The 23,076-nt window shown below is 61.7% G+C and carries 23 protein-coding genes; 10 read left to right on the top strand and 13 right to left on the bottom strand.

Going from position 1 to position 23,076, the window contains the following annotated elements:
* Positions 1 to 100: 100 nt before the first annotated feature.
* The 6 genes from NKH19_RS11170 to NKH19_RS11145 all read right to left on the bottom strand — a co-directional run bounded on the left by NKH19_RS11170 (position 101) and on the right by NKH19_RS11145 (position 8,119).
* Positions 101 to 1,351 (bottom strand): NAD(P)/FAD-dependent oxidoreductase, encoded by a 1,251-nt coding sequence (locus tag NKH19_RS11170; RefSeq protein WP_352864571.1) that lies wholly within the window; start codon positions 1,349 to 1,351, stop codon positions 101 to 103.
* A 2-nt stretch (positions 1,352 to 1,353) separates the two neighbouring features.
* Positions 1,354 to 2,070, bottom strand: coding sequence for a methyltransferase domain-containing protein (locus NKH19_RS11165; protein ID WP_352864570.1), 717 nt, complete (start codon positions 2,068 to 2,070; stop codon positions 1,354 to 1,356).
* On the bottom strand, positions 2,067 to 3,134 hold the full coding sequence (locus NKH19_RS11160) for a type III polyketide synthase (RefSeq protein WP_352864568.1): 1,068 nt from the start codon (positions 3,132 to 3,134) through the stop codon (positions 2,067 to 2,069). The genes NKH19_RS11165 and NKH19_RS11160 overlap by 4 nt, the downstream gene beginning before the upstream one ends.
* 217 nt (positions 3,135 to 3,351) lie before the next feature.
* A complete protein-coding gene (locus tag NKH19_RS11155) occupies positions 3,352 to 4,356 on the bottom strand; it encodes a L,D-transpeptidase family protein (protein ID WP_352864565.1) in 1,005 nt (334 codons plus the stop codon).
* A gap of 167 nt (positions 4,357 to 4,523) precedes the next feature.
* Positions 4,524 to 5,711 (bottom strand): acetate/propionate family kinase, encoded by a 1,188-nt coding sequence (locus tag NKH19_RS11150; RefSeq protein ID WP_352864564.1) that lies wholly within the window; start codon positions 5,709 to 5,711, stop codon positions 4,524 to 4,526.
* Entirely contained in the window at positions 5,708 to 8,119 is a 2,412-nt protein-coding gene (locus NKH19_RS11145) for a phosphoketolase family protein (protein WP_352864563.1), read from the bottom strand. Before NKH19_RS11145 ends, NKH19_RS11150 begins: the two co-directional genes overlap by 4 nt.
* A gap of 315 nt (positions 8,120 to 8,434) precedes the next feature.
* Between NKH19_RS11145 and NKH19_RS11140 the strand changes: the two genes are divergently transcribed.
* The 5 genes from NKH19_RS11140 to NKH19_RS11120 all read left to right on the top strand — a co-directional run bounded on the left by NKH19_RS11140 (position 8,435) and on the right by NKH19_RS11120 (position 11,759).
* Positions 8,435 to 10,426 (top strand): protein-L-isoaspartate(D-aspartate) O-methyltransferase, encoded by a 1,992-nt coding sequence (locus NKH19_RS11140; protein ID WP_352864561.1) that lies wholly within the window; start codon positions 8,435 to 8,437, stop codon positions 10,424 to 10,426.
* A gap of 80 nt (positions 10,427 to 10,506) precedes the next feature.
* Positions 10,507 to 10,713: a hypothetical protein gene (locus NKH19_RS11135; RefSeq protein ID WP_352864559.1), complete on the top strand. Its 207-nt coding sequence runs from the start codon at positions 10,507 to 10,509 to the stop codon at positions 10,711 to 10,713.
* 31 nt (positions 10,714 to 10,744) lie between these two features.
* Positions 10,745 to 10,987, top strand: a complete 243-nt coding sequence (locus tag NKH19_RS11130; protein WP_352864558.1) for a hypothetical protein — start codon at positions 10,745 to 10,747, stop codon at positions 10,985 to 10,987.
* 55 nt (positions 10,988 to 11,042) lie between these two features.
* A complete protein-coding gene (locus NKH19_RS11125) occupies positions 11,043 to 11,510 on the top strand; it encodes a YbhB/YbcL family Raf kinase inhibitor-like protein (RefSeq protein ID WP_352864557.1) in 468 nt (155 codons plus the stop codon).
* 99 nt (positions 11,511 to 11,609) lie between these two features.
* The gene (locus tag NKH19_RS11120; RefSeq protein WP_352864555.1) at positions 11,610 to 11,759 is read left to right on the top strand and encodes a hypothetical protein; all 150 of its coding nucleotides are present in this window, start codon (positions 11,610 to 11,612) and stop codon (positions 11,757 to 11,759) included.
* A gap of 62 nt (positions 11,760 to 11,821) precedes the next feature.
* Here the strand turns inward: NKH19_RS11120 and NKH19_RS11115 are convergent, their stop codons facing one another.
* Complete coding sequence (locus NKH19_RS11115; RefSeq protein WP_352864652.1) at positions 11,822 to 12,253, bottom strand: hypothetical protein; 432 nt, start codon at positions 12,251 to 12,253, stop codon at positions 11,822 to 11,824.
* 193 nt (positions 12,254 to 12,446) lie between these two features.
* On the opposite strand from NKH19_RS11115, the gene NKH19_RS11110 reads away from it, so the two are divergent.
* The gene (locus NKH19_RS11110; RefSeq protein WP_352982114.1) at positions 12,447 to 14,321 is read left to right on the top strand and encodes a multicopper oxidase domain-containing protein; all 1,875 of its coding nucleotides are present in this window, start codon (positions 12,447 to 12,449) and stop codon (positions 14,319 to 14,321) included.
* Positions 14,322 to 14,403: 82 nt separating this feature from the next.
* Here the strand turns inward: NKH19_RS11110 and NKH19_RS11105 are convergent, their stop codons facing one another.
* Positions 14,404 to 14,634, bottom strand: coding sequence for a hypothetical protein (locus NKH19_RS11105; RefSeq protein WP_352982113.1), 231 nt, complete (start codon positions 14,632 to 14,634; stop codon positions 14,404 to 14,406).
* A 339-nt stretch (positions 14,635 to 14,973) separates the two neighbouring features.
* Here NKH19_RS11105 and NKH19_RS11100 point away from each other — a divergent pair, with 339 nt between their 5' ends.
* Together NKH19_RS11100 and NKH19_RS11095 are read left to right on the top strand one after the other, a co-directional pair.
* On the top strand, positions 14,974 to 15,348 hold the full coding sequence (locus NKH19_RS11100; RefSeq protein WP_352864551.1) for a hypothetical protein: 375 nt from the start codon (positions 14,974 to 14,976) through the stop codon (positions 15,346 to 15,348).
* A gap of 57 nt (positions 15,349 to 15,405) precedes the next feature.
* Positions 15,406 to 16,596, top strand: coding sequence for an NADH-quinone oxidoreductase subunit D (locus NKH19_RS11095; protein WP_352864549.1), 1,191 nt, complete (start codon positions 15,406 to 15,408; stop codon positions 16,594 to 16,596).
* 26 nt (positions 16,597 to 16,622) lie between these two features.
* On the opposite strand, the gene NKH19_RS11090 is transcribed toward NKH19_RS11095, so the two are convergent.
* Genes NKH19_RS11090 through ehuB form a run of 5 tightly spaced genes read right to left on the bottom strand, consistent with a single transcriptional unit; the run spans position 16,623 to position 20,424 of the window.
* Entirely contained in the window at positions 16,623 to 17,345 is a 723-nt protein-coding gene (locus tag NKH19_RS11090; protein WP_352864548.1) for a GntR family transcriptional regulator, read from the bottom strand.
* On the bottom strand, positions 17,342 to 18,121 hold the full coding sequence (gene ehuA, locus NKH19_RS11085) for an ectoine/hydroxyectoine ABC transporter ATP-binding protein EhuA (RefSeq protein ID WP_352864547.1): 780 nt from the start codon (positions 18,119 to 18,121) through the stop codon (positions 17,342 to 17,344). Before ehuA ends, NKH19_RS11090 begins: the two co-directional genes overlap by 4 nt.
* Positions 18,118 to 18,777 carry an ectoine/hydroxyectoine ABC transporter permease subunit EhuD gene (gene ehuD, locus NKH19_RS11080; protein WP_352864546.1) on the bottom strand — a complete coding sequence of 220 codons (660 nt, stop codon included), beginning with the start codon at positions 18,775 to 18,777 and terminating at the stop codon, positions 18,118 to 18,120. Before ehuD ends, ehuA begins: the two co-directional genes overlap by 4 nt.
* The gene (gene ehuC, locus NKH19_RS11075) at positions 18,774 to 19,502 is read right to left on the bottom strand and encodes an ectoine/hydroxyectoine ABC transporter permease subunit EhuC (RefSeq protein ID WP_352864544.1); all 729 of its coding nucleotides are present in this window, start codon (positions 19,500 to 19,502) and stop codon (positions 18,774 to 18,776) included. Before ehuC ends, ehuD begins: the two co-directional genes overlap by 4 nt.
* 52 nt (positions 19,503 to 19,554) lie before the next feature.
* Complete coding sequence (ehuB, locus tag NKH19_RS11070; RefSeq protein ID WP_352656277.1) at positions 19,555 to 20,424, bottom strand: ectoine/hydroxyectoine ABC transporter substrate-binding protein EhuB; 870 nt, start codon at positions 20,422 to 20,424, stop codon at positions 19,555 to 19,557.
* 222 nt (positions 20,425 to 20,646) lie between these two features.
* On the opposite strand from ehuB, the gene NKH19_RS11065 reads away from it, so the two are divergent.
* Together NKH19_RS11065 and NKH19_RS11060 are read left to right on the top strand one after the other, a co-directional pair.
* Positions 20,647 to 21,837: a M24 family metallopeptidase gene (locus NKH19_RS11065; RefSeq protein WP_352864541.1), complete on the top strand. Its 1,191-nt coding sequence runs from the start codon at positions 20,647 to 20,649 to the stop codon at positions 21,835 to 21,837.
* Between the two features lie 79 nt (positions 21,838 to 21,916).
* A complete protein-coding gene (locus tag NKH19_RS11060; protein WP_352864539.1) occupies positions 21,917 to 23,065 on the top strand; it encodes a M24 family metallopeptidase in 1,149 nt (382 codons plus the stop codon).
* Positions 23,066 to 23,076: the final 11 nt, after the last annotated feature.

The raw sequence follows: 23,076 nt of genomic DNA, 5'->3' as shown, positions 1-23,076 counted from the left end.
GACGAGGCAAATAACCTCAAAACCTTGGTAAAACGCTGGTTCCGATGGAATGTTCCATAACCTTGCTCGGACTATGCCGTGAACGGAGCCGCAGCGCGGATCACCCAAGACCGGGGATCGCCCTCGTCTTGCCGCTCATATGTGCGCCCAGTGTCAGTGCTCGCGGAAAACTCCGGACAGCCGCGCCTATCAATGCCGCGCCTCCGGGACGCGCGGCCATTCCGGCGAGGGCCGCGGCCGCGTAGACACGCGTCGAAAACAGTCCTCTCCAGGCGGCCTGGTAGCGTCTGCCGGCACCTTCGCGCCCTGCCCGGTCGCTTGGCGCATCAGCGAGTTCCATGGCTAGCAGCCAGCTTGACTGAAGTGCCATCGAGATGCCTTCGGCGATGATTGGATGAGACTCCCCGGCGGCATTGCCGACACGGAAGATATCGTTTTCATAACAGGCGCGGATGCCAGGCCGGATCGGGCCGGCTGCAAGCCACGGACCGTCTAGGCTAGCCCCATCAAGAGCATCGCTCACACCCCGGCAGGAAGTCATGAGATAGCGAAAGACCGCGTCGGCGGCCGACGGATGGCCATCCTGCCGGGGGTCATCAGGTTCGGAGCCACGGGTCCTGCGCAGCCGCGCGAGCATGTCACGCCTTAGGCAGCAGGAGATCGAAAGTCGGCCATGATCGGCCAGGACCATGCCGCCATAGCCGCCAGGAAATATCAGCAGAGGCATCAGATCAGGCGCGAGTGACGACCCGGTGAAGTGCGCCTTGAAGCCGAGCAGGTCCGACGGGTGGCTGGCCTTTTCGAGCTGGCTTGGCAGCGGCCCCGGTTCCCAGGAACCATGCGCGGCGACGACCACCGGAGCCCGCAAGATTGTCGTTTCGTACCCGGAATTCTCGTCTTTTGCCTGAATTCGCACCGCTTGCATGTCGCCATCCTGATCAATGGCGACAGCGCGGCAAGGCTGGAAGATTTCCGCGCCTGCCGATCGCGCCGCCCGCAGCAGTAGAAAATCCAGCATGTCCCGGCCCAGCGCCCGGCCGAAGGCGTCTTTTACAGGAGGCCCGTATTTTACACCCGGCATCGGCGCCTCGATGCAAGTCGCGCCGGAAAAGAAGCCGACGCGGCGGATTTCAGGGCCAGCATTGGCGCGCCAGGCCGCGCCGATCTCCAACCGGTCGAGAAGCGCCAGATTGCTTGCCGAGATGAATTCGCCGCACACCTTGCGGCGCGGGAACATTTTCTTTTCCACGATCGCCACGGCCCATCCGCGCCGGGCCAGCAGCAGCGCCAGCGAGGTGCCCGCGGGGCCGGCCCCGATGACAATCGCATCGTGGGTGGATGGTCGCCTCATGGTCATCCCCAGCCGGCATGGGCGCTGGCGCCGACGAAGACGTGCGAAAAGGGACCGGCACGCCGCTCCTCGAGTGGCCTGCCGCCGGCCGCAAGCCAGAGGTCGGAAAGCTCTCTGCCACGAAAGCCGGCGCGCACGCTCTGAGCTGCGTCATGTCGCGTGACGTCGTTGGCGCCGATCGCCGGGAGAAGACGGGTCGCGGCCAGCGCGAACCTTGCCCTCAGCGGCTCCGTCGCCAGGAGCAGCGGGGCTTTCCACGCCAGCAGTGAAAACAGACGCACGAGTTCGACATCGTCGAAATGATGCAGGAACAGATTGACGGTGATCGCGTCGAACCGCTCGCCCCGGGTCCCTTCGGCCCAGTCGAAGACGTCAGCGGTGATGACTTCGGTGCTCCATCCCAGTCTGGTGAATTCGGCGAGGATTCCGGTGCTGGCGAGGCCGACGCGGTCGAGCAAGGTCAGCTCTACCTCGGGCCAGTGCCGTGCCAATCGCCTTCCGAGCTTGAGCACGAAGGTGCCGTCGCCGGCGCCGATCTCCAATATGCGGCGCGGCGGTCTCGGCAGGAATTTCCTGAGCAAAGACGCCATGATCGGCGCCTGAAACATCAACGCATTGATCCAACGGAGGTCGCGCCGCGAGGCCAGCGCCCGTGGGTCCTCGGCCGCAAGTCCGTCGAGGATTTCCGGGACGACGCTGCGGTGACTGAGCGCGTTCATGACACGGTTCGAAAAAGCATGGTTTCGGCCGTCAATCCGGGTCCAAACGACATACCGCAGCCGAGCAGTCCGGATGGGGCCTTCAGCATTTCTTCCATCACGAACATCACCGTCGCCGACGACATGTTACCATATCGGCGCAGCACCTCGCGCGATGGCGTTAGCGCGGCGGGATCGAGTTTCAGCGCCCTCTCGACGGCATCGAGAACCGAACGTCCGCCCGGGTGCACGGCCCAGAGGTCGATCGCGTCCGGTGGCCGGTCGCCGAGAAAGGCATCCTGGTTGCTTCGCAACACGTCTTGGATCGCCGTCGGCACCTGGCCGGAGAGAACCATGTCGAAGCCGTGGTCGCGAATATCCCATCTCATCAGGTCGCGCCGCTCATCCGCGACCATGCAATGAAAGCTGTCGAGTTCAATGCCGGGCGGCTCGGCGGTGACAAGAGTTGCCGCGCAGCCATCCCCCCAGAGGCAGAAGGACAGCAGCTTTTCCAGTTCGGGGCTTTCCCTGAGATGCAAAGTGCAGAGCTCGATATTGACCAGCAGGACCCTGGCCCGCGGATCCGACCTGACGATGTGGCGGGCAAGCTTGAGGCCGTTGATCGCCGCGTAGCAGCCCATGAACCCGATCATCGTGCGTTCGATGCCGTCCGGCAGGCCGCAGCGTTTAACCAGATCCAAGTCGATGCCGGGCGCGGAAAATCCGGTGCAGGTGGTGACGATGAGATGGGTGATACGCGACGCCCCGTCGCCAAGGTGCAGCCCGTCGACGGCTTTTTGCGCCAGCACAGGGGCGGCCTCGCCAAACATCGCCATTCTCGCGGCCGTTCCTGGAAACGCGCCGCGAATGAAGGTTCCGCCAAGGTCGGCGGATGGCCCTTCCGGGTCGAGAGCAGGTGCAAAGCAGGAATAGCGGCTCTCGATGCCGGCGAGGCCGGCCATGCGTTCGAATACCCTGCGGTGATTGGCGGCGAGCATGGAGGCCGCGAACCGCAGATAGAACCGATGAACCTCATGTTCAGGAACCGCTGTCGCAATCCGGTTGATATAGGCGCTAGCGGGCATTTCCGTCTCCCAGGGCTCCGCGCGCTGCATGGCGCGGATGCCCGAGTGGTCTTGCTCAATGGCACCAGTGTTAACGCGACTGGTTTGAGCGTTGCCTATTCCATGAACGCTTCATAGAGCCGATTTCATCCCGGGCGACCGCACCGCCAACGGACACCATACTGGTCCCGCAATCGGGGACCGTGCGCTTCCATGTCGGTGTCGCGGCTGGCGAACGCTACCGCGGCCGCGTGTCGCCAGCGTCGGCCATCTCGTCCTTGAAGTTAACTTTCGTGCCCTTCCGCACCATGGCAGCGAGGTCTTCGGCATCCCAGTTGGTCAGCCGGATGCAGCCATGCGAGAAGGTCGTGCCGATCCTGCCGGGTTCGGGCGTGCCGTGAATGCCGTAGCTTTCGACCGAGAGGTCGATCCAGACCGATCCCACGGGATTGTTGGGCCCCGCGGCGATGGTGAAGGGCCGCTTGGTCCTCACTCCCTTGAAGGCGAAGTCCGGATCGTAATGATAGGTGGGGTTATGCACCACGCGTTCGACTTCCGCCGTACCGCTCGGCGCCGGCTTTTCGTCGCTGCCGATCGAGGCGGGATAGACTGCGAGCCATTTGCCGGATGCATCGAGCACACGCACCAGACGGGCGCCCTTGTCGACCTCGATGGCGGCAACGGCGTCAGGACGATCGCCCCGGCCGACATCGGGTACCACCAACATCGTGCCGGCCTTCCTGAAGCCGATGCTCGGATTGAGCTCTCTGAGCAATTGTTCGCTGATATGGAAGCGCTCCGCCAGCTTCTCCACCGCGTTGTGATAGCCGAGCCGCCGCAAGTGGGCCATCTTCTCCATGCGAGCCGGAATGCGCCTGGTGAAAGGTCCGTGTATATCCTTGGACGTTACCTCATAGCTTACCAGGACCGGACCGGTGGAATTTGCCACGAGCTTGTCCCAGGTCTCCTGAGTGAGCTTGCCGTCGGCCCGGAATCCGTTCGCGGTCTGAAAGGCGCTAACCGCCTTGGCGAAATTCTCTGACAGACGGCCGTCGATCAGGCCCGGCGAGAAACGGGCGCGATCCAGGAGAATCTGCGCCTTCAGGACTGTCGGATCGATGCCCTTCGGCTCGCCGGCAGCGAATTGGGCCTGATTGACAGTGGTTGGGTCCAGCTTGGCCGCCTTCGTCCCGCCGCATGCGAGGACGAGCGCCGCGGCGGCGACAAGAAGGAGCCTGATCATCGATGTCACTCCCTGGACTGCGACAGAACTCTGCCTCTATGACGCGGCACGCCCTATCTGGTTCCCTTTGCTGACAGACGCACGACGGCGGGCTTGCTTGCCAAGGACCTCGTGCGAAAGCACGGCAAGGCTGGTTCCCAAGGTGAGCAGAAGCCAGCTTGCTCGCCTTAAGTTGCGGACCCGGCCTGCATTACCGCGCGGCTATGGCGCGCGATGACGCTTTCCTCGTCAGTCGCAATCACACGCACTTCCACCTTGCTGTCCGGATGGCTGACGATCTCGGCGTGGGCGTCATTGGCCGGCTCGTCGAGCGCCACGCCGAGCCACGTCAATTTTTCGGATATCTTCTTGCGGATGGATGATGACCTTTCGCCGATACCGGCGGTGAACACGAGGCATTCGAGACCACCCATCGTGTTTGCGAGCGCGGATGCTTCCCGCGCGGCGCGGAAGGCGAAAAGCTCGATCGCCTCGCGGGCGCGACGGTTGCTGCTCGCCTCCAGCGTGCGCATGTCGCCCGAAATGCCGGACACGCCGAGCAGTCCGGATTTCTCGTAGAGCATTGTCTGCAACTCGTCCGCTGCCATGCCCCTCTCCAGCAGGAAATACAACAGCACGCCGGGATCGATGGTGCCGCAACGCGTACCCATGACAAGACCATCCAGTGCCGAAAAGCCCATCGTCGTATCGACGCTTTTGCCCTCGCGCAGAGCGCAAAGGCTTGCCCCATTGCCGAGATGAGCGACGATTGTCCGTTTCGCCGCGAGCGCGGGCGATATCTCGCTCAGCCGCCCAGCAATATATTCGTAGGAGAGGCCATGAAATCCGTAGCGCCGCAGTCCTTCCCGTTCATATTTTTGCGGCAGGGCAAAGCGCCGCACGAGCGGATCGATCGTCTGGTGGAACGCGGTATCGAAACATCCGACCTGTGGCAGATCCGGTTGCAATGCAGCTATCGCGCGAACTGGCGCGAGACTGCGAGGCTGATGCAAAGGCGCGAGTGCGGTCAGCCTGTCCAAGGCCCCAATGTTAGCGGGCGTCAGACGGACAGGTTTGCTGAACTCGTTTGCGCCATGCACGATACGGTGGCCGACACAGATCAGTTTTCTTCCACCAAGTTCGCCCTGCACCAAACTCAGTATTTCGCCAATCCCCGCGCCATGCGGATCGTCCGCTGTGAACTGCCTATCGCACTGCACTGTTCCATCGGCCGCTTTCGCGATCAGTCTGAGCGCGTCGCCCAGATCCAGAGTGCCGCGCGAGACGAGTTGCTGGCCATCCGACGAGCCTAGATCGTATAGCGCGAACTTGACGCTGGACGAGCCGGCATTCAGCGCCAGGATCGACTGCCTCATCGACCAGCCTTTGCCCCGTTCGGAGCCGGCCAAGTCCATTTCTGGATCTCGGGCATGTCTTCGCCGTGCTCGCGGACATAGGCCTTGTGCTTGGCCAGTCTGCCGCGCAGTTCGCCGGCGAGGCTTTCCGCTCTTTCGGCCAAGCCCGGCACGCGTGCGATCGCGGCAAGTGCGAGGTGGTAGCGATCGAGTTCGTTGAGCACCACCATGTCGAATGGCGTCGTCGTGGTGCCCTCCTCGCGAAAGCCGTGCACATGCATGTTGTCATGATTGGCACGACGGTAGGTAAGGCGGTGGATGAGATAGGGATAGCCGTGGTAGGCAAAAATCACCGGCCTTGTTTTCGTGAACAGCGCGTCGAAAGCCTGGTCGGTGAGGCCGTGCGGATGCTCGGTATTCGACTGCAACGTCATCAGGTCGACAACGTTGACGACGCGGATTTTCAGGTCGGGGATTGCAGAGCGAAGAATGTCCGTCGCGGCCAGCGTCTCCAGCGCCGGCACATCGCCGGCACAGGCGAGGACCACATCCGGCTCCTCGCCTTGTGAAACCGTGCCGGCCCATTCCCAGATGCCCGCACCGGCCTTGCAGTGCGCTTCAGCGTCTTCGATGGACAGCCACTGCGGCGTCGGCTGCTTGCCGGCGGTGATGACGTTGATGCGGTTGTAGGTCCTCAGGCAATGGTCGGTGATCCACAGCAGCGTGTTGGCATCCGGCGGGAAATAGAGCCTGACCGTGTCGGCCTTCTTGTTGGCGACAAAGTCGGCGAAGCCCGGGTCCTGATGACTGAAGCCATTGTGATCCTGGCGCCAGACATGAGAGGTCAGCAGGTAATTGAGTGAAGCGATCGGCTTGCGCCAGGCGAGCTCGCCAGAGGTCTTCAACCATTTCGCGTGCTGGTTGACCATAGAGTCGACGATGTGAATGAACGCCTCGTAACATGAGAACAGACCGTGGCGGCCGGTCAGCAGATAGCCTTCCAGCCAACCCTGGCAAAGATGCTCGCTGAGCACTTCCATGACACGGCCGTCGCGGGAAAGATGGACGTCGTACGGTTCGATGCGTTCCATCCAGATCCGTTCCGTGACCTCGAACACATCGTCAAGGCGATTGGAAGACGTCTCGTCCGGTCCCATCAGCCGGAAATTCCGCGCTTTGGCGTTAAGGCGAAAGACCTCGCGAAGATAGCCACCACAAATCCGTGTCGCCTCGGCAATGACGCCTCCGGGCCGAGGCACTTCGAGCGCCAGGCTTTTCCAGTCCGGCAGCGCCAGGTCGCGCTTCAACAACCCGCCATTCGCATACGGAGTTGCGCCCATGCGCTTTGTTCCAGTTGGGGCAAGGGCCGCGAGTTCGGGCAGCAGATGTCCATCCTTATCGAACAGTTTTTCCGGTTCGTAGCTTCGCATCCAGGTCTCGAGGATCTTGCGGTGCTCTTCATTGCCGCGGGCATTCGATACCGGCACTTGGTGCGAGCGCCAGAAACCCTCGACTTTTTCGCCATCGACCTCCTTCGGCCCAGTCCAGCCCTTGGGGCTGCGCAGGACGATCATCGGCCACTGCGGACGTTCGCCACGCCATCCCGGACCTCGCGCCTGTTCCTGGATGGAACGGATCCGATCGAGCACACTGTCGAGCGTCTTGGCCATCGCCTGGTGCATGGCGACCGGCTCATGGCCTTCGACAAAGAACGGTTCGTAGCCGTAGCCGGTGAAGAGGTTGCGCAGCTCCTGGTCATCCATGCGGCCGAGGATCGTCGGGTTGGCGATCTTGTAGCCATTGAGATGAAGGATTGGCAGCACCGCGCCGTCCGAGGCTGGGTTCAGGAACTTGTTGGAATGCCAAGCTGCCGCGAGCGGACCGGTTTCGGCCTCGCCGTCGCCAACCACGCAGGCAACCACCAGATCCGGATTGTCGAACGCCGCGCCGAAAGCATGGACCAGGGCATATCCGAGTTCGCCGCCCTCATGAATGGAGCCGGGCGTTTCGGGCGCCACATGACTTGGCACCCCGCCTGGAAAGGAAAATTGGCGGAACAGTTTTCTCAGGCCGTCTTCGCCTTGGCCGATATCGGGGTAGATCTCCCCATAGGTGCCCTCTAGCCATGTATTGGCGACCATTGCCGGACCGCCATGTCCTGGACCGCAGATAAACAGCACATCGAGATCACGCTCACGGATAATTCGATTCAGATGCAAATAGAGGAAATTGAGGCCCGGCGTCGTACCCCAATGGCCGAGCAGCCGAGGCTTGACGTGTTCGGCTTTCAAGGGTTGGCGCAGCAGCGGATTGTCGAGCAGATAAATCTGGCCAACCGAGATGTAATTCGCGGCGCTCCAGTAGCGGTTCATGAGATCGATCCGTTCGAGGCTGATCGCCTGCGTCGTCGCGGCAGCCTTGTCGTTCATCGCCCAGTCTCCAGCATCGGTTTTCCAGCATCGGTTCGCTGGAGATAACTGGAGCGACTTCGCGCCTGAGCAAGCCCAAATTGGCGATGGCGCTCGAAGCAATGCCGAGGCGACGCTTGGGCAAGCAAGAACCAGTCGGCGTCTCCAGCGGGTCAGGTGGACTTGTCCTGCAAATACGGAAGGAACTTTGAGGCCCTCCAGCGGTTAGAGGCATGAGCCGGGAGAGCCGCTGAAGGCAGAGGACGTGGCTCACCGGCCAAAGACGAAGGATATCCTTGAACAATCGCGGACAAGCGGCCGCCAAGGGAGCTGAAAATGCTCGATCTTCCCAGTGCTCGCGACCGGATGGTCAATGTTCATCTCGCCCGGCGTGGCATCCGCAGTCGCGAGATCCTGCAGGCCATGCGGGAAGTTCCGCGCGAGGCTTTCGTCGATCCCGGCTTCGAAGAATTCGCTTATGAGGACGGACCACTGCCCATCGCTGATGGACAGACGATATCGCAACCCTACATCGTCGCGCTCATGATCGAGCTGGCGGACGTCAAGGCTGGTGACCACGTACTGGAGATTGGCACCGGCTCCGGCTATGCGGCGGCCGTGATGAGCCGGATCGTCGAACAGGTCTACACGATCGAGCGTCATCCCGGATTGGCCGAAACCGCGAAGCGTCGGTTTGAGAGACTTGGCTACGAGAACATCGCGGTCAGGACCGGCGACGGCACCAAGGGCTGGCCGGAGGCAGCGCCCTACGACGCCATCGTGGTGACGGCCAGCGGACCCGGCGCGCCGCTCGCCCTGCAGGAACAACTGGATGTCGGCGGCAGGCTCGTCATTCCGGTCGGTGACGATCTGAATTCGCAACGCCTGCTCAAGGTCACCCGAACGGGCGCTGCAGCCTACAGCGAGGAGGATTTCGGCGGCGTGCGGTTCGTCCCTCTCATCGGCGAGCAAGGCTGGCCCGAGAGTGGCGAAATCGTCGAGGTCGGTCGTCCGCTCCGGCATCCGCATCCCGCCAGTCTGCCCGATATGATCGCAATGGCGGCCGAGCCGCTTCCGGATTTCGACGACCCCGCCTTCGGCGAATTGTTCGATCGGTTCGCCGACCGGCGCGTCGTTCTGCTTGGCGAAGCAAGCCATGGCACGTCGGAGTTCTACAAGGCGCGCGCGGCGATCACCCGCCGGCTCGTCGACAAGCACGGTTTCACAATTGTTGCGGTCGAAGCCGATTGGCCCGATGCCGCGGCCATCGACCGCTATGTTCGTCATCGCGAGCCACGAGCCGGTGTCAGCGCGCCATTCCAGCGGTTCCCGACCTGGATGTGGCGCAACACCGACGTTGCGGCCTTCACCGGCTGGATGCGCGACCACAACGAAAAGCTCGAGCCATCCAGGCAAGCAGGATTCTACGGTCTCGACATCTACAATATGAGCGGGTCCATAGCCGCGGTTCTCGAATATCTTGACCGGGTTGATCCGCAGGCAGCGAAGATCGCGCGCGAGCGCTATGGCTGCCTGACCCCGTGGCAAAACGAACCGTCCACCTACGGCCGTGCGGCGCTGACCTCTGGCTACCGGGAATGCGAGCAGGCGGTTCTCGAACAATGTCGAGACCTGCTCGCCAGGCAACTGGACTATGCCCGACGGGACGGCAGCGACTTTCTCGATGCCGCTCAGAACGCCCGGCTGATAGCCTCCGCCGAACGTTATTACCGGATCATGTACTATGGTGGCGCGCAATCCTGGAACCTGCGTGACACGCATATGTTCGAAACGCTGGAACATCTGCTGGACGCCAACGGACCGAATTCCAAGGCGGTTGTTTGGGCGCACAATTCCCATATCGGAGATGCCCGTTATACCGAAATGGGCGTCGTCCGGGACGAACTGAATATCGGCCAGCTTTGCCGGCAACGGTTCGGCGACAGGGCAGCCCTGATCGGTCTGGGCACGCATTCCGGCACCGTGGCCGCCGCCTCCGACTGGGACGGCGAGATGAGGGTGAAGCAGGTGCGGCCTTCACACGCCGACAGCTACGAGCGGCTTTGCCATGACTGCGGCGTTCCGCGTTTTCTGCTCGACCTGAAGCGCGACGAGGCGCTGCGCGAGCGGCTCCTGGAACGCAGGCTGGAACGCTTCATCGGGGTGATCTATCGGCCGGAAACCGAATTGCGCAGCCATTATGCCGACGTTTCCCTACCCCAGCAATTCGACGCCTTCGTGTGGTTCGACAAAACCACCGCGGTAACTCCGCTTGGCCCGGAGCATGCAAGAGCTGGCGTTCCCGACACCTATCCGTTCGGACTTTAGCCGTCGGCGAACAGCGAATGGCTCGGAACATTTCGGCCGGCCTTGGGTTTTGAAACCGGAACCCTCGAAGGAGTTGTCTCATGAGCACAAGCAAACATCCAAAGTGGAAAAAGCCGAGCGATGCCGACCTGGTGAACAATCCGGGCATCGGAACCTCCAAGGGCACGATCAAGGAAGGCGATGAGCTCTACCTTGAAGGCGAAAACACTATCGAGGGCGACGTCGAGAACGACACGACGGCCGCCGGCGGAATCAATCCAAGGCAGAAAATACGGACGAACAAGTAGCGCCCGAACCGCACGAGAAAGGAGGCTATCGATGGCCGGAAACAAAACCCACGAGCAAAGCCTTCGCGTAATCGAAAAGCGCGAGAATACGAAGAATGCCGGCAAGGACTTCGACGCGAAGACGGAGCTGGGAAAGAGCGACGCTGAGCGCGCAGCCTCGCGGCAGGACAACCTCAGGCCCAAGCTGAGGGATATTGCCGACCCCGATGATCGGAACATCATCCGCGGAGAGAACCAGGAAAGCTCTCACAACAAGCATCGGGGAGGTCGTTGAGGTCGGCCCCATGCGCCGATATCCGCGTAGCAATTGTCTTCCGAAGGAGCAACTCATGCCACTCACGCTCAGCAGTTCCGCCTTTGCCGAAGGCGCAAAAATCCCCGAAAGATATACGCGGGATGGCAAAAACGTATCTCCGCCGCTGAAGTGGTCGGGGGTCCCGAATGATACGAGAAGCCTTGTTCTCATCGTCCAGGATCCGGATGCACCGAGCGGAACGTTCGGCCATTGGGCGGTGTTCAACATGTCCCCCGACACCCAGGAACTTCCCGAAGCGGCAAGCGGCAAGCCGGGTCCGCAGGCCCTCAGGCAGGCGACGAACGATTTCGGCAATGCCTATTATGACGGCCCTGAACCGCCGGTCGGACACGGCGTCCATCACTATCATTTCAAGCTGGCCGCGCTCGACACGCCAAACCTTGCTATCCCGGCAAGCGCCGGCATCCAGCGTATCTGGCAGGAAGCGCAAAAACATCTGATCGAGCAAGCAGAACTCGTCGGAACATACGAACGGATTTGATGGGTTGCATGAAGCCGGTGGAAGGAACCCGGATCGCGTGGTCGATGTCGGCGTGAACGGAACAGTTCTTCTCCTTCCCGTTTGTTCGGGAAAGGAGATGTGTCATGTTTGATTGTCGTGGCCGGCGGGCCACTGTTGCTGATCCTGCTGATGGCCTATGTCGTGCTGACACGCCGCCGCCCCGGCCCCGCCGAAAGCAGGGAACGTGACCGCGCAACCGACCGGCTGTATCGCCAGGACAGGCGCTGATCCGGAAATGGGGCGGTCGGGAATCGCGCGGTTGCGGGCACGCGACGATTCCCAACTCTCGCTCAGTGCATGATCCTTTGCTTCAACCACGCGAGAAACCTGTTTCCGCCGATCATTGCGCGGACCCGGGCGGCGGCCCACCCTGCTTTCATGGTAGCGCCTACGTGACAGTCGCAGACGATGTCGTGCAGTTGCCAGTCATTCAGCTCGAAGAAGCGCTTGGCCTCGCCATAGGTGTCATCCCTTAGGCCCGATGCGCGCAGCACCGTGTCTTCGAAGGCAACGGCAATTGCCGACCCCTCGCCACGCACCGTGGCGCGTGCTTCCGGGTGCAGATGTTCGGTGCCGGAAAACGCCGCGAGGCGTCGCTCGGGATTCCGCTCGAGAAGTTCAGCCCAGCGCGCGATGCGCTGGTTTCGTGTCATTGCCGAATATGCAGCCGAGGGTTCGATGACGGCGACGGCATGCAGTTGGTCGAGTGTCTGGTGTTTCATGGTCGGCTCCTGTTTCAAAGGGAGAAGCGCCCACCCCTTCAGGGGAATTATCGCGCGGCGATGCTCCGACAAGAGCGGAAGCCTGACAGAATTCGTCATTGCCAAATTCACTGGCTGGATCGTAAACCCGCCGGCCGCGTTCATGGAAAACAGGGGTTATTACCAGCCACGGATCCAGAATCAGGTTCTGCCCATGTTCGTCCAGCCGATCGACTATTTTCTTGTTGCCTGGTTCACTCTTGCCGCTGCCTCGACGCTCTATGTCGGCATTGATCAGTACCGCAACAATCCCGAACCGGTGGTGATGAAATGGGGATTCATCCTGGTGACCCTCTACATGGGTCCAATCGGCCTGCTGCTGTATGTGCTGGCCGACAAGGAGCCGCGACAGGGCGAGCACGAGGACTTCACCAGACCACTGTGGAAGCAAGGCGTCGGCTCGACCATTCACTGCGTTGCCGGAGATGCTACAGGCATCATCCTCGCCGCCGTCGTCACTGCGACGCTCGGTCTTCCTATGTGGCTCGACCTCATTGTCGAATATGTTTCCGGCTTCGCCTTCGGTCTGTTCATCTTTCAGTCGCTGTTCATGAAGTCGATGATGGGCGGCACCTATTGGGAGAACGTGCGCAAAAGCTTCCTGCCGGAGTTCATCTCGATGAACTTCATGATGGCGGGTATGGCGCCTGTGATGAGCTTCCTGATGATGGGGCGCGACATGCGGGCGATGGAGCCAACGGAACTTCTATTCTGGGGCGTGATGTCGATCGGCGTCATTGCCGGCTTCACACTCGCCTACCCCGCCAATGTCTGGCTGGTGGCACGCGGACTGAAGCATGGATTGATGACGCAGCGCCCGCGGACCACCGGAACGAGCAGTCGAGAGCAATCCGCGCACCAACGGCACGGAACAAGCCACAACGACACCTCCCACAGGGGCAAAAGCAGTGGCCACCAGATGAAGACGGACGCCACGACGCCGCAGGTCTCGGCACTCGGCATCGTATCCGTGATTGCGCTGGCGATCGGCGTGGCCGCACCGGCGAACTGGCTGAACCTGACGCTGTCGGCCCGTGACGTCGGCGGGGTAATCATGCCGCAAGGCATGATCATGGACCGTGATACCCCGGCCGAGGCAATGCGTGACATGGCGGCAGCCGATCCGCGTCGGGTGACGGCGTCCTACGATCTCGCCGCCAGAGGCGACCGGGAATTGCCGTTTCGCCTGGAGAACGGCATCAAGGTGTTCGAACTCAGGCCATCGGTGATCCGTTGGCGGATACTGCCCAACGTCGCGGTCGATGCCTATGCCTACAACGGACAGATTCCCGGGCCTCGCATCCACATCCGCCAAGGCGACAGGGTACGCATCAATGTCACCAACGACCTGCCGGAGGAAACGACGGTGCATTGGCACGGCATGATCCTGCCGAACCAGATGGACGGACCCGCCGACATTACCCAAGCGCCGATCGAGCCCGGACAATCTTACTCCTATGAGTTCACCGCCACCCAGCACGGGACCTATTTCTATCATCCGCACGCCAAGCCCGACCGCACCCAGGCGCTCGGCCTCTACGGCGCGCTGATCATCGACCCCGCCAATCCCGCCGACGAGGTCCAGGCCGACCACGACTATGTGATCGAGCTCCAGGAATGGCTGGTGCGCGAGGGCCTGACCTATCCCGCGATGCCGATGGACGGCGGCATGCCGAACTTCTTCACCATCAACGGCAAAGCGTATCCTTCAACCGATACGATTCATATGAAGCTCGGCGAGACGCTGAAAGTGCGTTTCATCGGCACCAACAATGGCTTTATCCACCCGATGCATATCCATGGCGGACCCTTCGAGGTCGTCGCCCGCGACGGCGAGACCCTTGCCCCGCCGGCGCGCTTCCTGGCCGATACGATCAATGTTGGGCCGGGGCAGCGTTATGACGTCGTCTGGAAGGCACAGCGGCCCGGCAAGTGGCTGATTCACTGCCACATTCCGCATCACACGACGAACAATAACGTCGAGGAAAAGGGCGGCGGCGGGCTGATGGTCATCATCGATGTCAGCTAACCGACACCGAGGCCATGGCCGAACAGGTGCGCTCGGCCGACACCGACGCAGCAACCCCGCAGCTGTTCGGAGATATCGTGTTCTACTTCTTGATAATGTTCCCGTCGCGCAGGTCGAATGCTTCGGTGCCGCGAGCCTGGCGGTAGAAATCGTCCTGCAATTCGCCCCATTCGCCGAGGAAGGCACCGCAATTGCTGCAATGGATTGGCGTCGACTCCTTGGCGTCGTCGGGAATGTCCATCTGGACCGTTCCGCAAGCCTTGCAATCGAGTTTGTCGTCCAACCGGCGTCCCATCTTGCGATGATTGCGCATTTTCACACCGTAGCCAATTGTCGATTTCGTACGGAGTGGTGCCGGGCGATAGTGAAATCCATTGTCGATCGGCTGGAGATCGTCAATTTCCGGATCCGTATCTCGCAAAAAGGCATGGGGCGCTGTCCCTCCGGTCGCGGAAACCTGCTTGAGAGCATCGGGCCTGCCTTCAGCATCTCCTGGACCTCGATAGCTTCGTAGTTATCGATGGTAAGAGCGGCTACGGCGGCAAAGGGAAACGATTGAAATTGCCCGGCGGTCATCGTGCTTACGGAACCATCGCTCGGCACAAGGGTTGTCTTCGACGTTTCGAAAGAAATGCAAGGAACGACCATGCGAATGTTGACGATAGTCGCCGCGCTTGCCGGTGCGGTCATCACACAGCCTCTCTACGGGCAAACCATCGACCCGCAGGGTCCACAGCTGACACCCCTGCCGGACCAGATACCGCCCGAGCAAGGGGCGCCTAACGAGAATTTCACCGATGTTGCCATCGTCGCCGTCGAGGATCTACCCGCGGAAATCAAGGCACAGGCGGAAGCCGTGATCACCCAGACCAGTGCGGAAGATCTGCTGCGTCTGCAGAACTCCATCGATGCATCGCCTCAGGCAACATTGGCGCTGAGGGCGAACGGGCTCAACTCTTCACAGGTCGTGGCCGCCAACATCGATGGTGATGGCACGTTGACGCTGATCATCCAGACGACGACTTGATCGGCCATCCGAACATACGGCCGTGAAGCAACGAAACGCAGATGTCGCGGAGAGCCCATGGCCGAAGCCGCTGTTCGCAACTTCACCATCAATTTCGGACCGCAGCATCCGTCGGCCCACGGGGTCCTGCGTTTGGTGCTGGAGCTGGATGGTGAGATCGTCGACCGAGCCGATCCGCACATCGGCCTGCTCCATCGCGGCACGGAAAAGCTCATAGAGTACAAGAACTATCTGCAGGCCCTGCCCTATTTCGACCGGCTAGACTACGTCGCACCGATGAATCAGGAGCATGCCTTCTGCCTCGCCGCCGAGAAATTGCTCGAAATATCGGTGCCAAGGCGTGGGCAACTTATCCGTGTCCTCTTTTGCGAAATCGGCCGGCTTTTGTCGCATCTCCTCAACGTCACGACCCAGGCCATGGACATCGGCGCACTGACCCCGCCGCTTTGGGGTTTCGCGGAGCGTGAGAAGTTGATGGTCTTCTACGAGCGCGCCTCGGGCGCCCGCATGCATGCGAATTATTTCAGGATCGGCGGCGTGCACCAGGACCTGCCTTCCGAGCTTCTCGATGATATCTGGAATTTCTGCGACCCGTTCCTGAAGGTCTGCGACAATCTCGACGACCTGCTCACCAACAGCCGCATTTTCAAGCAACGCAACGTCGATGTCGGCGCGATTGGGCTTGATGACGCCTGGGCATGGGGCTTCTCCGGCGTGATGGTGCGCGGATCGGGAGCGCCGTGGGACCTGCGCAAGGCACAGCCATACGAATGCTATCCCGAGATGGATTTCGACATACCGGTCGGGAAGAATGGAGACTGTTACGATCGGTACCTGGTTCGCATGGAGGAGATGCGCCAGTCAGTCCGGATCATGAAGCAATGCCTGGAAAAGTTGCGCTCGCCGGAAGGCCAGGGGCCGGTAGCGATCCCCAACCACAAGATCACGCCGCCGCCACGTGCCAAGATGAAACGTTCGATGGAAGCGACAATCCAGCATTTCAAACTCTACACGGAAGGGCATCGTGTGCCCGCCGGCGAGGTTTATGCGGCAGTCGAGGCTCCGAAGGGCGAGTTCGGCGTCTATCTGGTTTCGAACGGAAGCAACGTTCCCTATCGATGCAAGATACGCGCGCCTTCCTTCGCCCATCTGCAGGCGATGGATTTCCTGTCCCGAGGGCACATGATCGCCGATGTCGCCGCAATCATCGGATCCCTTGATATCGTGTTCGGCGAGATCGACCGCTGACCAGTGCGCGGATCACATGCCGCAGATCACATGCCATTGTCGAAATCGGTGGCCTCATCGGCGTGACGCATCATGCGGCGAAAGCTCATCGAGATATGGGCGCGCCTTATGTGGCCGATCGATTCCCAGTCTCCGATCTCCGCGGCGGCAAGGACTTCCTCCATCTCCCGGCGGAAGGCAGTGAATTCTTCGACAAGGCCCAATTGCGGCATCATCTTCAGGACGACCCGCGCGACCTGAAAATACAGGCGCTCGCTGATCTCGCGCAGCGGCTGGTTGCCGGTCATCGCGGTGAGTTCGTAGAAAAAATCCATGTTAAGGCGCAAGAAAGCGCGCTGGTCGGGGTTGAGGATATCGGAGTCACAGCGTGCGATAAGCGCTCTTATCCGATCGAGGTCTTCCGGCTTGCGCGGGATCGGCGACAGCTTGCCGACCAGAAGCGCCAACTCGAGCCTCAGATGATAAACCTGCTGGAGTTCCTCGATATCGACGTCCGTGACGATCGTGCCGACGCCATGGACGGATTGAACAAGACCTTCGGATTCGAGCCGCGCCAGCACGCGCCGAACCGGCGTCCGGCTGATCTCGAATTCCTGGGCGAGTTCTTCCTCGGAGAGACGGCTTCCCGGAGCATAGTCCAGCAGGCAGATGCGGTCGCGCAAGATCCGGTAGATACGCTCGAACCGCTCCCGGGCCGAGAGCGGGCGCGGGGTCACGGCTGTGGGCGCGGCATCCGTTTCAAGCGTCATCCAGCCTCCAGGACAGCGTGCAGAAACTGCCGTGTCCGCTCGTTCTTGGGCGCCCCGAATAGCTCGTTTGGCGGCCCCTGTTCACAAATCTTGCCTTGGTAGAAGAAGCAAACGCGATCGGAAAACTCCTTGGCGAAGCCCATCTGATGGGTAACCATCAGCATGGTCAGATCGTGCTCGCGCCCGATCTGCCTTATCACCTGCAGCACTTCGCCGACAAGCTCCGGGTCGAGCGCCGACGTCACCTCGTCGAACAGCATGATCTTGGGCCGCATGGCCAGCGCCCTGGCGATGGCAACGCGTTGCTGCTGGCCACCGGACAGCTGTGACGGGTAATGGTCCTTCTTCTGAGCCAGTCCCACCAGTTCCAGCAATTCGGCCGCCCGCGCCTCCGCATCCGCGCGTTTCATGCCAAGCACCGTCATCGGCGCCTCGATGCAATTGGCCATCGCCGTCATGTGCGGGAATAGGTTGAAGGATTGGAACACCATGCCGATCTTCGCCCTGATGCGGCGAATATGGGCAAGGTCGGCGGGAACGAGCATGCCGTTCTTCTTCATATGGGTCAGCGGCTCGCCTTCGACCCAGATGACGCCGTCGTTGATTGTTTCCAGCGTCATCAGCATGCGCAGCACCGTCGTCTTGCCGGAGCCGGAAGGGCCAATGATGGAGACCTTTTCACCGCGCGCGATTTCAAGATTGAGCCCGTCGAGGACGGTCAGTGTGCCATAGCGTTTCGACACATTGTCAAAACGGACCATCGGTTGTTCCGTCATCGCGTGGCCCTCTGGTTGAGCAAGCGTTCGAGAGTCCGGATCAGCGCGGCTGAAACCAGGCTCATGGCAAGGAAGAACAGGCCGACCAACGTGATCGGCTCGGTGTAGCGAAATGTTTCCGAGCCGATGATCTTGGCCGTCTGCATCAGCTCCATCACGGCGATCGCGGAAAGCAAGGGCGTCTCCTTGAACAAGGCGACGAGATAGTTGCCGAGTGCCGGAACGATCGGTGGAACCGCCTGCGGGATGATGATGTCGCGAAACGTCGTCCAGGCCGACAGATTGAGCGCGATCGAGGCTTCCCACTGGCCGCGATGGATGTTGTCGAAACCGGCGCGATAGACCTCGGAACAATAGGCGGCGTAGTGGATGCCGATGGCAAGCACGCCGGCGGTGAAGGCGTCGAGCACGAGGCCGAATTTCGGGAAGACGAAGTAGATAAAAAATATCTGGATGAGCAGTGGAGTCGAGCGGATCAGCTCAACCAGAACCGAGATCGTCCAGCCGGTCCGCGGTACGGCGATGCGCACGACCGCCAGCACCAGGCCAAGGGTGGCGGCAAGCACGAAGCCGATCAGCGTCGCCTCGATCGAGACGATTGCCGCGTGAGCCAGCACCGGCAGGATTTCGAGGGTGAAATTCCAGTCCCAGATCATGCTGCCTTCCCCCGCGCCAGACCAGCCGACGCCCGCCTTTCGAGCAGCCGCATGCCGATGGTGAGGACCAGCGACATGACGAGATACATCAGCAGGACGAGGGTGAAGATCGGAATGGTCTTGAACGTATTCTGGTTCATCTGCTGCGCCTTGAAGGCGAGATCCGAGAGCGTGATCAGAGAGACCAGCGACGTCGATTTGAGAAGCTCGATGAACAGATTGCCCCAGGGCGGGATCATGGCGACAAAAGCTTGCGGCAGGATCACTCGCCGCAGCATCTGGGCTCGGCTCATATTCAGCGCCGTGCATCCCTCCCACTGGCCGCGAGCGACAGACAGGATCGCGCCGCGTACGACCTCCGATCCATAAGCGCCGACGTTCAGCCCAAGCGCCAGCACGGCGACCGGGAATGGGGCGAGCGTGACGCCGAATTGCGGCAGCACGAAAAACAGCCAGAACAGTTGCACCAACGCCGAGGTGCCGCGGAAGATCTCGACATAGACCGTTGCCAGCCATCGGAGTGGTGCCGGACCGTAGAGCCGGGCGAGCGCGGCAAGCACACCCATGATAATCGCGAGCAGGCTGCCGAGGATGGCGATCTCGATCGTCAAGACCGCGCCCTGCAGCAAGCCGGGTAGAAACAGGCTGTAGGCCTGCTGTGTCGCCAGGACGCCGATGACCGCGAGTGCAATCGCCAGCATCGCTACAAGCGTGCCAATTCCCATCTGCCTCTCCGAAAAAGAGGCGGCGCCTTCGCGCCGCCCAGCAGTTGGGACCCTATTTCCCGGCGCAGAGCTCGGCGGTGGTCTTGTTCGGCAGGTAGTCCTTGCCGAAGCCGAGCGGCTCGACGAGTGCGATATGCTCCGGCGAGCCAAGGAATTTCTTCAGCTCGGCGTTAAATGCCTCTTGCAGATCGGTGTCTTCCTTGCGGAAGCCGAAGCCACCGTGGCCCTTCACCGACTTGCCGGCAACTTCGCCGAATGGTTTCGTCGATTCCACGCCGTCGGCCTTCTTGGCCATGTCGGCGATAGACAGGGCGGTTAGCGCAGCGGCGTCGGCACGGCCCGACTGGACGGCGGCGACGAGGCTGGACTGGTCAGGCAGGGAAACAATCTGCCCTGCCGCGACACCGGCATCCTTGGCAAAGCCGCCCTCGACCGCTCCGGCCATCACGGCGAGCTTGAGATCGGGATTGTCCTTGAAGCTCGAAAAGTCCTTCACGGCCTTCGGATTGCCCTTTGCCACCAGCAAGGCCTCGCCGATGCCGTAAGAAGGCTCGGAGTAGTTGATCTCGGCGCAGCGCTTGGGAGTGATGAACATGCCGGCGGCGATGATGTCGAAGCGCCCGGCCTTGAGACCAGGAATGAGCGAGCCGAACTCGGTCAGCACGCCGTCGACCTGCTTGATGCCCATCTTGGCGAGCACCGCCTTGGCGACTTCGGGCGCCTCGCCAGTCAGCTTGCCATCTGGCGTGGCATAGCCGAACGGCGCCTCATTGGCGAAGCCGACGCGGATATAGCCGTCCTTCTTGGCCCGCTCCAGGGTGGTTTCCGCATGAGCGGGCAGCGACGTCAGTGACGTGGCGGCGAGAGCAAGACAGGCCGCCGCCTTCACGACGATACGGCGCGAGATCGATGAATTGAACATGCTTTTCTCCCATTGAACAACTGATGATGGTTCCCAGCGTCGCGGCCTTCTTCGAGGTTGAAACGCGCTTGACCAGACGTATACAACTGGCCTAGACATTGTGCAAGCCAAGACACTGACACCTTTGAAAATTCGACATTCATACAACAAGCTCCTATCACGTTGTGCACAATTTAGGCAATTTTGCCCATCGCAAGGCATATCCAGGAGGCAGGCATTCAGGTGGCGAGCGCGAACCATTTCGGAACATTCACGCAAGCGGAATATGCGCAGCGCTTGACCGGCGTGAAGGCACGCATGGAACAGGCCGGCTTCGACCTCATCGTCTGTCAGGATCCCGCCAACATGTGCTGGCTGACCGGCTATGACGGATGGTCGTTTTATGTTCCGCAGTGCGTGCTCGTCCATCTGGAGGAGGACCGGCCGATCTGGTTCGGCAGGGCTCAAGATGCCCGCAGCGCACGCCTCACCACTGGCCTACCGCAGAAAAATATCGTGCCGTTCTCGGAACGGCTGGTGCAGCAGCCCGTCGAACATCCCTATGACGAGCTCGCCCAGCTGATCCGCTCGCGCGGCTGGGGAACCGCTCGCATCGGTGTCGAGATGGACGCGCATTACTACACCGCGCGCTGCCACGCCCATCTCACCCAAGGATTGCCCGACGCGCACTTCGCCAACAACCACGATCTCGTCAATTGGGCGCGGCTGGTCAAATCCGAAGCCGAACTGGCGCTGATCCGCGAGGCCGGTGCGATCTGCACCCATGCCATGAACCGCGCCATCGACAAGATGCGGCCCGGCGTCCCCCAGAACCACGTCATCGCCGAGATCTATCACGCGCAGATCATGGGCGTGCCCGGAGCCGGCGGCGACTATGCCGCGATCTGTCCGCTGATGCCCGTTGGCGAGGGCACCAGCACGCCGCATCTGACCTGGTCCGACGCGCCGCTGCCGGACAGTGGGCTTGCGATCCTGGAGATTGCCGGCGTGCGCCGCCGCTATCACGCGGCGCTGACGCGCACCGTGCATTTCGGCAAGCCGCCAGCGGCCATCCTCGATATGGCCAGGGCAATCGTCGAGGGCGTCGATGCCGGTCTCGAAAAGGCCCGGCCCGGCAACACCGCCGAAGAAGTGGAAGCGGCGTGGCAGGCTGTCTTGCGCAAGAACGGGCTGAAGAAAGAAAGCCGCGTCGGCTATCCGGTCGGGCTGGCATACCCGCCCGATTGGGGCGAACGCACCGCAAGCCTTCGTCCTGGCGACACCACCGAAATGCAATCCGGCATGTGCTTCCACTTCATGGCCGGCGTTTGGCTCGACGATTTCGGCATCGCCATCTCGGAATCCTTCGTCGTCACGGATCGCGGCGGGGAACGCCTCTGCGACGTGGCGCGCGAACTCATCGTCATCGACTGACCATGGCGCGCGGGAAGCCGGACCTGTTGAGAGACCCCGCCCGCAACGAAGCCGGCAGCAGCAAGCACGAGGACGCCTGATGGACCGCAATCCCTTTTCCGAAGCCGAAATCGCCGGCCGTCTTGCAAGGATCCGTGCGGCACTGGCCGAGCGCGAACTCGACGCGGCGGTCTTCGCTTCGCCGGAGAACGTCTTCTACCTCACCGGGCTCGATCACTGGGGATATTTTGCCCCTCACCTGCTGATCGTCCCGCTCGAAGGCAAGCCCGTTCTGGTTACCCGTTCGATGGAAAGGGTGACGATCGAGAAGCAGGTGACGGCAGCGGAGTTCCGTGGCCATTCCGACAGTGAAACGGCGGCGGATCTTGCCGCGCGGGTCCTCGCGGAACTCGGCTTGTCCGGTAGGCGGATCGGTCTCGAATATTGGACGGCGGGGCTCAGCCACGGGCTTGCCGTGGCGCTGCAGACGCAGGTGGATGCCAGATGGAGCGACGTCTCCGGTCTGGTCGACAGGATGCGGCGGGTGAAGAGCGCCGAGGAACAGGCCCTGATGCGGCAAGCCGCAAAGGTAACCGACGCCGCCGCCGGGGCCGCGATCGCGGCGATCTCGGACGGTGCCACCGAGCAGGAGGTCGCCGCCCAATGTGTTTCGGCGATGATCCGCGCCGGTGGCCATGCGCCGGGCTTCGGCCCGTTTATCCGCCCGGCCGCGCGGCTTGGCGAGGAGCATACGACCTGGGGCGACGGAATCTATCGCACGGGCGAGCCGGTCTTCGTCGAACTGTCCGGCTGCATCTCGCGCTACCACGCGCCGCTCGGCCGGCTCGTTCGCATCGGCCACATCAGCGACGAAGACGCCGCAATGGCTGAAGTGACCGCCAAGGCGTTCGACGCGGTCGTCAAGGCGCTGCGGCCCGGGGCCAAGGCGCGCGATGTCTACGCCGCCTGGCAGGCCGTCGCCGACGAGGCCGGCCTTGCCCACTATCGCCGCCATCACTGCGGCTATCTTGTCGGCGCCGGCCAGCCGCCATCATGGACCGGCGGCAATTCGGTGACCGGGCTGCGGCACGATTCCGATCTCGAGATCGAGACCGGGATGAGCTTCCACATCCTGTCCTGGCTGATGGGCACCGGCCGTGGCGATGACTTCATCTCCAACACCGTGCTGTTGACCGATGCGGGCGCCGAAGTGCTGACCCGCACGCCGACCGGCCCGATCGTTCGATAGGCCTCCCTACG

Origin of the sequence: Mesorhizobium sp. M1338 (assembly GCF_040318045.1) — a bacterium.
Classification (GTDB): Bacteria; Pseudomonadota; Alphaproteobacteria; order Rhizobiales; family Rhizobiaceae; genus Mesorhizobium.
This window is presented reverse-complemented; position numbering and strand designations above follow the sequence as displayed.